7 protein-coding genes and 2 rRNA genes are annotated in these 11,477 nt (G+C 68.7%); 3 read left to right on the forward strand and 6 right to left on the reverse strand.

Annotated elements, in window-relative coordinates; translation table 11 throughout:
• The first annotated feature begins 219 nt into the window (after positions 1 to 219).
• Entirely contained in the window at positions 220 to 651 is a 432-nt protein-coding gene (locus tag ACSNOA_RS26175) for a carboxymuconolactone decarboxylase family protein (RefSeq protein WP_436662459.1), read from the forward strand.
• 76 nt (positions 652 to 727) lie between these two features.
• Here the strand turns inward: ACSNOA_RS26175 and ndk are convergent, their stop codons facing one another.
• The gene (gene ndk / locus ACSNOA_RS26180; RefSeq protein WP_436662274.1) at positions 728 to 1,153 is read right to left on the reverse strand and encodes a nucleoside-diphosphate kinase; all 426 of its coding nucleotides are present in this window, start codon (positions 1,151 to 1,153) and stop codon (positions 728 to 730) included.
• A 142-nt stretch (positions 1,154 to 1,295) separates the two neighbouring features.
• Here ndk and ACSNOA_RS26185 point away from each other — a divergent pair, with 142 nt between their 5' ends.
• The gene (locus tag ACSNOA_RS26185) at positions 1,296 to 2,672 is read left to right on the forward strand and encodes a VOC family protein (RefSeq protein WP_436662276.1); all 1,377 of its coding nucleotides are present in this window, start codon (positions 1,296 to 1,298) and stop codon (positions 2,670 to 2,672) included.
• Positions 2,673 to 2,690: 18 nt separating this feature from the next.
• Here ACSNOA_RS26185 and ACSNOA_RS26190 read toward each other — a convergent pair whose 3' ends face one another.
• The 3 genes from ACSNOA_RS26190 to ACSNOA_RS26200 are packed head-to-tail and all read right to left on the reverse strand — an operon-like array spanning position 2,691 to position 6,996.
• Positions 2,691 to 3,050: a DUF4233 domain-containing protein gene (locus ACSNOA_RS26190; protein WP_436662277.1), complete on the reverse strand. Its 360-nt coding sequence runs from the start codon at positions 3,048 to 3,050 to the stop codon at positions 2,691 to 2,693.
• Positions 3,047 to 4,381, reverse strand: a complete 1,335-nt coding sequence (locus tag ACSNOA_RS26195) for a bifunctional folylpolyglutamate synthase/dihydrofolate synthase (protein WP_436662278.1) — start codon at positions 4,379 to 4,381, stop codon at positions 3,047 to 3,049. Before ACSNOA_RS26195 ends, ACSNOA_RS26190 begins: the two co-directional genes overlap by 4 nt.
• Complete coding sequence (locus ACSNOA_RS26200) at positions 4,378 to 6,996, reverse strand: valine--tRNA ligase (RefSeq protein ID WP_436662280.1); 2,619 nt, start codon at positions 6,994 to 6,996, stop codon at positions 4,378 to 4,380. Before ACSNOA_RS26200 ends, ACSNOA_RS26195 begins: the two co-directional genes overlap by 4 nt.
• Positions 6,997 to 7,067: 71 nt before the next feature.
• Between ACSNOA_RS26200 and ACSNOA_RS26205 the strand changes: the two genes are divergently transcribed.
• Positions 7,068 to 7,751: a hypothetical protein gene (locus ACSNOA_RS26205; RefSeq protein WP_436662282.1), complete on the forward strand. Its 684-nt coding sequence runs from the start codon at positions 7,068 to 7,070 to the stop codon at positions 7,749 to 7,751.
• A 289-nt stretch (positions 7,752 to 8,040) separates the two neighbouring features.
• On the opposite strand, the gene rrf is transcribed toward ACSNOA_RS26205, so the two are convergent.
• Both rrf and ACSNOA_RS26215 read right to left on the reverse strand, forming a co-directional pair.
• Positions 8,041 to 8,157, reverse strand: a 5S ribosomal RNA gene (rrf, locus tag ACSNOA_RS26210).
• Between the two features lie 86 nt (positions 8,158 to 8,243).
• Positions 8,244 to 11,357: ribosomal RNA gene (locus ACSNOA_RS26215) — 23S ribosomal RNA — on the reverse strand.
• Positions 11,358 to 11,477: the final 120 nt, after the last annotated feature.

Genomic DNA, 11,477 nt, shown 5'->3' on the forward strand with positions numbered 1-11,477 from the left:
CGACATGACCGCCACGGCCGTCCGGGGTGACGGGGGCCGGAACTCCGGTTGTCCGGACGGCACGACCGGTCCCGCGCGCCGGCGGAGGGGGCAGCGGAGCCGGGGTCGGGCGGCGACGTCGCACCACGGCATGATCCGGATCACAGCCGCCGGCCGTCACGCCGTGACCCGCCTCCCCGTCGTATCGGCGTCAGACGGATTCAGGAGGTTGACATGCGGATGAACGCGGCCAAGGTGGCGCCCGAGGCGTACCACGCCGTGATGGGCCTGGAGAAGTACGTCCAGGCGAACGTCGACCACACGGTGCTCGAGCTGGTCAAGCTCCGGGCGTCGATGCTGAACGGGTGCGCGTTCTGCGTCGACATGCACAGCACCGACGCGCTGAAGGCCGGGGAGTCGAGCCGGCGGCTCTTCGCCGTCGCGGCGTGGCGCGAGGCGCCCTTCTTCACCGAGCGGGAGCGCACGGCGCTGGCGCTCACCGACGCGGTCACCCGGCTCGGCGAGCACGGCGTGCCGGATGACGTCTGGAACGCCGCCGCGGCCCAGTGGTCGGAGAAGGAGCTGGCCGACCTCGTGGTGGCCATCGCCACGATCAACGTGTGGAACCGGATCGCGGTCACCACGCAGGCCCAGCCGCCGACCGGGGCGTAGACCCCCGGGCGTCGACGGAAAAGCGGCCGGTGCGCTCGATGCGCACCGGCCGTTGCCGTTCGTCCCTGGTAGGGCGTCAGCCCAGTTCCGGGAACCAGAGCGCGATCTCGCGCTTGGCACTGTCGGCGGAGTCGGAGGCGTGCACGAGGTTCTCCCGGTTGGACAGGGAGAGGTCGCCGCGGATCGTCCCGGCCGCGGCGCGACGCCCGTCGGTGGCGCCGACCAGCCCACGCACCACGTCGATGACCTGGTCGCCGGAGAGCACCAGGGCCACCAGCGGGCCGCCGGTCATGAAGGCCTTCAGCGGCGGGTAGAACGCCTTGTCGACGTGCTCGGCGTAGTGCTCGTCGGCCAGCGCGGCGTCCATCGTCCGGGTCACCATCGCGTCGATCCGCAGACCCTTGCGCTCGAAGCGGGAGATGACCTCGCCGACCAGCCCCCGGCGAACCGCGTCAGGCTTGATCAGTACGAGCGTGCGCTCGTCCGGATTGGTGCTGGACACGCTGGGTTCCTCCTGTGCGCGGAAGCGGGTCTGGCTGGGTACGGTCAGCCTAGCGACCCGGTCCCGGCGCCGGCGCGGCGGTCGGCCTTCCCCCGGCGGCCCCTCCGGCCTAGCCTGGCCCTTGATCCCCGGGAGGTCCACTGTGGCGAATGGCGGGAGCCGACCCATCGCGCCGGTACGGAAGCTGATCGCCGCGGTGCTCGGCACCGTGGCCACCTTCGTGACGCTCTTCGGGCTCGGAATGACGAGCTGGGCCATCGTGGCGCTCGGGGTCGCCCTCCTGGTGCTGGCGATCGCCCTGGGCACCGTACGCGCCGGCGGGCGCACCTGGGTGATCGGTGAGGGGCACGTGCACAGCGCCTCCGAGCCCCCCACCCAGTACGCCTTCGGCCGGTGCGAGCTGCAACTGGTCATCGACGCCCCGGGGCTGCCCCCGCGCAGCAAGAAGATCATCGAGCCGCGGGTGCCGGTGTCGAAGTGGCCCTCGCTCGGGCAGACGCTTCCCATCCGGGTGGCGCTGGACGATCCCCGGCACGTCCGGGTGCTCTGGGACGAGGTGCCCACCCACGCCGAGACCGCCGCGGCGGCGACCGCCGACCTCCCACCCGAGTACGCCGGCGACGAGCCGGTCGAGGAGGTGCTCATCGCGCAGGACGCGCCGCCGTGGGCGGGCCGCTCGGCCGAGGACGACTTCCGCGACCCGCTCGGCGATCCGCTGGCCGCCGACCCCCTGCGTGAGGACCCGGGCGACCCGCGCGAGGCCGCCGAGCCCGTGGTGGTGCACCAGCGCCCGGGCAGCGGGGTGGTCCTGGAGGGCACGCTGGTCGAGCCGGCGCCGGTCAACCCGCTGCCGAAGCGGCCCACCCCGGCGCCGCGCCCGCCAGCCGAGGAGGGGTTCGGCCCGCCCTCGACGACCTCCGGCGCCGGATCGGCCGCCGCCACCCCGACCGGGGCGGCCGGCACCGGTGGCCGCCGGCTCGTCGTGGACCCGCTCGACCCTCTCGACCTGCCGCTGGACGACCCCACTCCGTCCGCCCGGCCGGCCCGCGACGAGCCCGCCGGCGCCGAAGGCCCGGACGAGGCTCCCTTCGGGTACGAGCCGGACGCGCCGCCGCCCGCCGCCCCGGCCGTCGAGGAGGACGCGCCGATCAGCGGGATCGGCATGACGCTCGTGGTCACCGACCTGGCCCGCTCGCTCGACTTCTACCGGGACGTGCTCGGCTTCGCCGAGGTCGACCGGGGCCCCTCCACGGCCGTGCTCGCCTACGGCGCGACCCGGCTCGTGCTGCGGGAGGCGGCCGAGGCCGCGCGGGTCAGCCTCCGCACCGCGCACGTCAACCTGGAGGTCGACGACATCCAGGCGGCGTACGAGCGGATGCGCGCCGCGGGCGTGCGTTTCACGTCCGCGCCGCGGGTCGTGAACGAGGGCACGAAGCTGGAGGGCTGGGCCGTCGCCTTCTCCGACCCGGACGGCCACGGTCTCGCCCTCGTCCAGTGGCGCGAGCGCGCCGACGCCTGAGCGCGCGACCGTTCCGGGTCAGCCCAGGATGACCCGGCGTACGTGCAGGGCGTAGCCCCAGACCAGCGCGAAGATGACGCCGAGCACGAACAGCGACCAGTGCAGCAGCCCGGCAAGCAACAGCAGTCCCTGCAGGACCGTGCCGGCGTGCCACGCCCACGGACGGCGCATCATCCCGGCGAGCACCGCCGCCAGCACGGCCAGGCCCACGACGGCGCCGATCGCGGCCCCGCCGAGGTCGGCGCCGACGACCCGGATCGGCTGGATGGCGAGCAGCAGCACCAGCGCCTCGATGGCCAGCGTGGCGGCCCCCAGGCTCCGTACCGACCGCTGCGGGTCGCGCAGGCCCGACCGGCGCGGCTGCTCCGGGCCGGTCATCGCTTGAGCAGCCGGCGGGCGTCGGCCACGGTCACCACCGATCCGGTGATCAGCACGCCCACCCCGCTCAACTCGCCGGGCACGTCCTCCTCGGCCAGCGCCACCGCCGCCTCGATCGCGTCCGGCATCTCCTCGGCCACCTCGACCCGCTCGGGGCCGAACACCTCCGCGGCCAGCGCGGCCAACTCCCCCGTGGGCATGGCCCGCGGCGAGCTGTTGCGGGTGACGACCACCTGGTCGACGACGGGCTCCAGCAGCTCCAGCAGGGCGGACGCGTCCTTGTCGCCGAGTACGCCGACGACGGCGACCAGCTTGCTGAACGCGAACTCCTCCTGCAGCGCGGTGACCGTGGCGGCCATCCCGTGCGGGTTGTGCGCGCCGTCGAGCAGGATCGTCGGCGCGCTGCGCACCCGCTCCAGCCGCCCCGGCGAGCTGGCCGCCGCGAAGCCCTCACGCACCGCCTCGATGTCGAGCTGCCGTCGGGCGCCCGCGCCGAGGAACGCCTCGACGGCGGCGAGCGCCACCGCCGCGTTCTGCGCCTGGTGGGCGCCGTGCAGCGGGACGAACACCTCCTCGTACACGCCACCGAGGCCCTGGAGCGTCAGCACCTGGCCGCCGACGGCGACCGCCCGGCGCAGCACGCCGAACTCGGAGCCCTCCCGGGCGATGGTGGCGCCCACCTCGGCGCACCGCTCCAGGATCGGCCGGGCCGCCTCCTCCTCCTGCGCCGCCGAGATGACGGTGGCGCCGGAGTGGATGATGCCGGCCTTGTGCAGGGCGATGTCCTCGATGGTGTCGCCCAGCCACTCGGTGTGGTCCAGGCCGATCGGCGTGATCACCGCGATCCCGGCCTGGAGCACGTTCGTCGAGTCCTCGGCGCCGCCGAGCCCCACCTCGACGACCGCCACGTCGACCGGCGCGTCCGCGAAGGTCGCGAAGGCCAGCGCCGTGGTCATGTCGAAGTACGTCAGCGGCTCGGACGAGCGCTCGTCCACGAGCCGCGCGAGCGGGGCCACCTCCCGGTAGGTGGCCACGAACCGCTCCTCGCTGACCGGCTCCCCGTCCAGACTGATCCGCTCCCGGACGGTCTCCAGGTGCGGGCTGGTGTAGCGGCCGGTGTGCAGGCCGAAGGCACGCAGCAGCGAATCGATCATCCGTGCCGTCGAGGTCTTGCCGTTGGTCCCGGTCAGGTGGATCGACGGGTACGCCCGCTGGGGGCTGCCCAGCAGGTCGAGCAGGGACTCGATCCGGTCCAGCTCGAAGACCATCCGGGTGAAGCCCCGCTCGGCCAGCTCGGCCTCGACCTCGGCGAAGGCGTTTCGATCGGTCACGAGGGCAGCGCCTCCAGGGCCGCGTCGATCCGGACCAGGTCGGCCTCGGCGGCCGCGAGCCGGTCCCGGATCTTGCCGACCACGTGGTCGGGGGCCTTACCCACGAACGCCGGGTTGTCGAGCTTGGCCCGGGCCTGCGCGACCTCCTTCTCGGCGGCCGCCCGGTCCTTCGTGAGCCGGGCCCGCTCGGCGGCCACGTCGATCGAGCCGCGCGTGTCGAGCGCCACGCTCACCTCCCCGGGCATGGCCAGCGTCGCGCTCGCCTGGAACCCGTCGCCGGCCGCGTCGAGGCGGGCCAGCGACCGGATCAGCGGCTCGTGCGCGGCGATCCCGGCCGTACGGAGACCGTCCAGCCGGGCGGCCACCCGCTGGGTGGGACGCAGGCCCTGGTCGGAGCGGAACCGACGGATCTCGGTGACCACCCGCTGCACGGTGCCGACCTCCGTCTCCGCGGCGTCGTCGAGGCGGCCACGGTCGGCCACCGGCCAGGCGGCCCGCAGCACCGTCTCGCCGCCGGTCAGCGCGGTCCACAGCTCCTCGGTGACGAACGGGATGACCGGGTGCAGCAGGCGCAGCAGCTGGTCCAGCACGTGGCCGAGCACCCGGCGGGTCGCCTCGGCCGCCGGGCCGCCCTCGGCGAGCACCGGCTTGGTCAGCTCGACGTACCAGTCGCAGACGTCGTCCCACGCGAAGTGGTAGAGCAGGTCGCAGACCTTCGCGAACTCGTACGCCTCGAACTGCTCGTCCACCTCGGCGGTGACGTGCGCGAGCCGCGACAGGATCCACCGGTCGACGGTGGAGAGCTCCTCGGCGGCGGGCACCGGCCCGTCGGTGTGCGCGCCGTTCATCAGCGCGAACCGGGTGGCGTTCCAGAGCTTGTTGCAGAAGTTCCGGGAGCCCTGGCACCACTCCTCGCTGACCGGCACGTCCCCGCCGGGGTTCGCGCCGCGGGCCAGGGTGAACCGGGTGGCGTCGGCGCCGAACCGGTCGATCCAGTCCAGCGGGTCGACGACGTTCCCGAAGGACTTCGACATCTTCTTGCCGTGCTCGTCGCGGACCATGCCGTGCAGGGCCACCACGTCGAACGGCTGCCGGCCGTTCATGGCGTAGAGGCCGAACATCATCATCCGGGCGACCCAGAAGAACAGGATGTCGTACCCGGTGACCAGCACGCTGGTCGGGTAGAACTTCGCGAGGTCCGGCGTCTGCTCCGGCCAGCCGAGGGTGGAGAACGGCCACAGCGCGCTGGAGAACCACGTGTCGAGGACGTCCTCGTCCTGCCGCCAGCCCTCACCGGTGGGGGGCTCCTCGTCCGGCCCGACGCAGACCACCTCGCCGGCCGGGCCGTACCACACCGGGATGCGGTGGCCCCACCACAGCTGCCGGGAGATGCACCAGTCGTGCATGTTGTCGACCCAGGCGAAGTAGCGCTTCGCGAGCTCCGCCGGCTCGATGCGGACCCGGCCGTCGCGGACGGCGTCGCCGGCGGCCTGCGCGAGCGGGGCGGTGTTCACGAACCACTGCAGCGACAGCCGCGGCTCCACGGTCGTCCGGCAGCGCGAGCAGTGCCCGACCGCGTGCACGTACGGCCGCCTCTCGGCGACGATCCGGCCCTGTTCCCGAAGCGCCGCGACGATCGCCGGCCGCGCCTCGAACCGGTCCAGGCCCTCGAACGGTCCCGGCACGGTGATCACGCCGCGCTCGTCCATCACGGTGAGCGCCGGCAGGTCGTGCCGCTGGCCGATCTCGAAGTCGTTGGGGTCGTGCGCCGGCGTCACCTTGACCATGCCGGTGCCGAACGACGGGTCGACGTGCGCGTCGGCGACGATCGGAATCCGGCGGCCGGTGAGGGGCAGCTCGACCTCGGTGCCCACCAGGTGCCGGTAGCGCTCGTCGTCGGGGTGCACCGCCACGGCGGTGTCGCCGAGCATCGTCTCCGCCCGGGTGGTGGCCACCACCACCTCGTCGCTGTAGCGGATGGAGATCAGCTCTCCCTCGTCGTCGGTGTGCTCCACCTCGATGTCGGAGAGCGCCGTGAGGCACCGCGGGCACCAGTTGATGATCCGATTGGCCCGGTAGATGAGCCCGTCGTCGTACAGCTTCTTGAAGATGGTCTGGACGGCGCGGGACAGGCCCTCGTCCATGGTGAAGCGCTCGCGGTCCCAGTCCACGGAGTCGCCGAGGCGGCGCATCTGGCCGAGGATGGCGCCGCCGGACTCGGCCTTCCACTGCCAGACCCGCTCGACGAACTTCTCCCGGCCGAGGTCGTGCCGGGACAGCCCCTGGCCGGCGAGCTGCCGCTCGACCACGTTCTGGGTGGCGATGCCGGCGTGGTCCATGCCGGGCAGCCACAGCGCCTCGAAGCCCTGCATCCGCTTGCGGCGGACCAGCGCGTCCTGCACGGTGTGGTCGAGCGCGTGGCCCATGTGCAGCGAGCCGGTCACGTTCGGCGGCGGGATCACGATCGTGAACGGAGGCTTGTCGCTCTCCGCGGTGGCGCGGAAGTGGCCGCCGGCTACCCACTGCTCGTACCGTCGCTGCTCTACCTCACCCGGCTGGTACTGGCCGGGCAGGGTGGGGGCGTCGGGGCGTCGGGCATCGAGTCTGTCGGTCACCCGAGAAAGTCTACGGAGGGCTTCCGCCGACCCGACGTGCGCCACCTGTCATTCGCGTTACGGTGTCGGCTATGTCCGACGCACATCTCACCGAACGCCCGCTCGACGACGGCCCGGAGCCCGTCGAGCTGACGGAGGAACCCATCCGGCTGAGCAACGGGGAGGCCGGCGAGGCCCCCGAGCGACGGGCGGGCTGGTCACGGCGGCGGCGGATCGGGTGGGCGGTGGCGCTCGCGGTCGGGCTGGCGGGGGCCGGCGCGCTCGGTGTGGCCGGCTGGCGGATCGCCGGGCAGAAGGACACCCAGCTGGCCAACCCGGACCGGGTCGCGGGGCTGGTGCGGGACGACAGCGAGCGGGCCCGCAGCACCGCTGACTACCTGCGCAGCGGTTTCGCGGCGGACATCGAGCTGGACCGCAGCTTCGGCACCGTCTACCGGGACCCGGCGGACGAGAAGCGGTCGGTGCTGCTCTTCGGCGGCACCACGCTGCTCTGGCAGCCCGAGCGTGACCTGGACAGCCTGTTCGGCCTCATGACGGACGAGACGGGCAAGGTGACGGGGCTGCGCGAGGTGCCGGCCGGCGATCTCGGCGGCGTCATGAAGTGCGGCACCACCAGCGGGGACGGCGGCGACTTCGCGGTCTGCGGGTGGGCCGACCACGGCAGCGTCGTCCTCGGGATGTTCCCGGGGCGCACCGTCGACGCGGCGGGAACGCTGTTCCGCGACATCCGCGCCGGCATCCAGACCCGCGGCTGAGGGCGGGGTACGCACCGGCGCCCCGCCCGCGCGCCCCCAATGGCGCCGCGGACGATCCGCGCACCTTCCGGGAAAGTGCTGCCGACCGGACCTGTGAGGCGGCGGGTTCCGGGAAGGTGCGCGGTTCATGGCAGGGCGGCGACGCGCGTTGGGCGGCGGCGCGCGGCGGCCAGGGCCTTTGTCGGCCCGCGCCTGGCTCGGGCCCGCGGCGGGGATCCCACGCTCGAGAAATGGTCCAGAAATGCTGTCAGGGCCATCCCGGTATCGGGATGGCCCTGACAGAAAGAATGTCCGGCGGTGTCCTACTCTCCCACACCCTCGCGAGTGCAGTACCATCGGCGCTGGAGGGCTTAGCTTCCGGGTTCGGAATGTAACCGGGCGTTTCCCCTCCGCCATGACCGCCGTAACTCTATCGACATATCAAACAACACCCACACGGGCGGGTTTGTTGTTCGTTTGTCGGGAGTTGCACAGTGGACGCGTAGCAGCTTCGTAGTCAAGTCCTCGGCCTATTAGTACCGGTCAACTGAACCCGTTACCGGGCTTACATTTCCGGCCTATCAACCCAGTCGTCTAGCTGGGGGCCTTACCCCACAAAGGTGGGTGGGATACCTCATCTTGAAGCGAGCTTCCCGCTTAGATGCTTTCAGCGGTTATCCCTTCCGAACGTAGCTAACCAGCCGTGCCCCTGGCGGGACAACTGGCACACCAGAGGTTCGTCCGTCCCGGTCCTCTCGTACTAGGGACAGCCCTTCTCAAGTATCCTACGCGCGCGGCGGATAGGGACCGAACTGTCTCACGACGTTCTAAACCCAGCTCGCGTACCGCTTTAATGGGCGAACAGCCCAACCCTTGGGACCTGCTACAGCCCCAGGATGCGACGAGCCGACATCGAGGTGCCAAACCATCCCGTCGATATGGACTCTTGGGGAAGATCAGCCTGTTATCCCCGGGGTACCTTTTATCCGTTGAGCGACACCGCTTCCACACGCAAGTGCCGGATCACTAGTCCCGACTTTCGTCCCTGCTCGACCTGTCAGTCTCACAGTCAAGCTCCCTTGTGTACTTGCACTCAACACCTGATTGCCAACCAGGCTGAGGGAACCTTTGGGCGCCTCCGTTACCCTTTAGGAGGCAACCGCCCCAGTTAAACTACCCACCAGACACTGTCCCTGAACCGGATAACGGTCCGAAGTTAGATACCCAAATCAACCAGAGTGGTATTTCAAGATTGCCTCCACCCATACTGGCGTATGGACTTCACCGGCTCCCACCTATCCTACACAAGCTAATTCGGATACCAATGTCAAGCTATAGTAAAGGTCCCGGGGTCTTTCCGTCCTGCCGCGCGTAACGAGCATCTTTACTCGTAGTGCAATTTCGCCGGGCCTGTGGTTGAGACAGTGGGGAAGTCGTTACGCCATTCGTGCAGGTCGGAACTTACCCGACAAGGAATTTCGCTACCTTAGGATGGTTATAGTTACCACCGCCGTTTACTGGCGCTTAAGTTCTCCGCTTCGCCCCCGAAAGAGCTAACAGGTCCCCTTAACGTTCCAGCACCGGGCAGGCGTCAGTCCATATACATCGAATTACTTCTTCGCATGGACCTGTGTTTTTAGTAAACAGTCGCTTCCCCCTGCTCTCTGCGGCCATACAACGCTCCACCCGCGCGGGGCTTCACGTCTCCGGCCCCCCTTCTCCCTAAGTTACGGGGGCAATTTGCCGAGTTCCTTAACCACAGTTCGCCCGATCGCCTCGGTATTCTCTACCTGACCACCTGTGTCGGTTTGGGGTACGGGCCGCTCGGAACTCGCTAGAGGCTTTTCTCGGCAGCATAGGATCACTGACTTCACCTGAATCGGCTCGGCATCACGTCTCAGCCTTCATGCACCGCGGATTTGCCTACGGCACGGCCTACACGCTTACCCCGGCACAACCACCGGCCGGGCTCAGCTACCTTCCTGCGTCACCCCATCGCTTGACTACTACCCGCCAGGTTCCCACGCTCCCCGTGATTGGTCCGAAGACCGCCCACAGTTCGGGTGGTTAGCACAACGAGGTTCGTCAGGGTCGCTCCTTCGCGGGTACGGGAATATCAACCCGTTGTCCATCGACTACGCCTCTCGGCCTCGCCTTAGGTCCCGACTCACCCAGGGCGGATTAGCCTGGCCCTGGAACCCTTGGTCATCCGGCGGAAGGGTTTCTCACCCTTCTTTCGCTACTCATGCCTGCATTCTCACTCGTGCCGCGTCCACAACTCGATCACTCGGCTGCTTCACCCCCGGCACGACGCTCCCCTACCCACCCACACACCTGCACCAACACCCGAAGGCGCCGGCGAAGTTATTGTGTGAGTGCCACAGCTTCGGCGGTGTGCTTGAGCCCCGCTACATTGTCGGCGCGGAACCACTTGACCAGTGAGCTATTACGCACTCTTTAAAGGGTGGCTGCTTCTAAGCCAACCTCCTGGTTGTCTATGCGACCCCACATCCTTTTCCACTTAGCACACGCTTAGGGGCCTTAGCTGGTGATCTGGGCTGTTTCCCTCTCGACTACGAAGCTTATCCCCCGCAGTCTCACTGCCGCGCTCTCACTTACCGGCATTCGGAGTTTGGCTGATTTCGGTAAGCTTGTGGGCCCCCTAGACCATCCAGTGCTCTACCTCCGGCAAGAAACACGCGACGCTGCACCTAAATGCATTTCGGGGAGAACCAGCTATCACGGAGTTTGATTGGCCTTTCACCCCTAACCACAGGTCATCCCCCAACTTTTCAACGTTGGTGGGTTCGGCCCTCCACGCGGTCTTACCCGCGCTTCAGCCTGCCCATGGCTAGATCACCCCGCTTCGGGTCTAGGACACGCGACTGAATCGCCCTATTCAGACTCGCTTTCGCTACGGCTCCCCCACACGGGTTAACCTCGCCACATGCCACTAACTCGCAGGCTCATTCTTCAAAAGGCACGCCGTCACCCCTAAAGGCTCCGACGGATTGTAGGCGAACGGTTTCAGGTACTATTTCACTCCCCTCCCGGGGTACTTTTCACCATTCCCTCACGGTACTCGTCCGCTATCGGTCACCAGGAAGTATTTAGGCTTACCAGGTGGTCCTGGCAGATTCACGGCAGATTTCAGGAGTCCGCCGCTACTCGGGAACACCCACAGAAGACCAGCAGTTTTCACCTACCGGACTCTCACCGTCTACGGTCAGCCTTTCCAGACTATTCGACTAACCACTGGCTTTGTAACTCCTCGAACACGTGTCAGCATGTTCAGTGGGGTCCCACAACCCCGACCACGCAACCCCTGACAGGTATCACACGCAGCCGGTTTAGCCTCAATCCGCTTTCGCTCGCCACTACTCACGGAATCACTAAATTGTTTTCTCTTCCTACGGGTACTGAGATGTTTCACTTCCCCGCGTTCCCCCCACACACCCTATGTGTTCAGGTGCGGGTGACTGGACATGACTCCAGCCGGGTTCCCCCATTCGGACACCCTGGGATCACAGCTCGGTTGACAGCTCCCCCAGGCCTATCGCGGCCTCCCACGTCCTTCATCGGCTCCTGGTGCCAAGGCATCCACCGTTCGCCCTTGACAACTTGACCACAAAGATGCTCGCGTCCACTGTGCAATTCTCAACAAACGACCAACCCACAACCCAAAAGCCCCACACCAGACCCGACAACCGCCGGCGGTATGCGAAGCCAGGCCATGCCTGGCGCCAA

It is taken from the genome of Micromonospora sp. URMC 103, from assembly GCF_051386435.1.
Lineage (GTDB): Bacteria > Actinomycetota > Actinomycetes > Mycobacteriales > Micromonosporaceae > Micromonospora.

Excerpts from the sequence above, each read along its gene's own strand:
- ACSNOA_RS26190 (WP_436662277.1), bottom strand. The coding sequence starts at position 3,050 with ATGACCGGCCCGGAGCAGCCGCGCCGGTCGGGCCTGCGCGACCCGCAG.
- ACSNOA_RS26175 (WP_436662459.1), top strand. The coding sequence starts at position 220 with ATGAACGCGGCCAAGGTGGCGCCCGAGGCGTACCACGCCGTGATGGGC.
- ACSNOA_RS26205 (WP_436662282.1), top strand. The coding sequence starts at position 7,068 with ATGTCCGACGCACATCTCACCGAACGCCCGCTCGACGACGGCCCGGAG.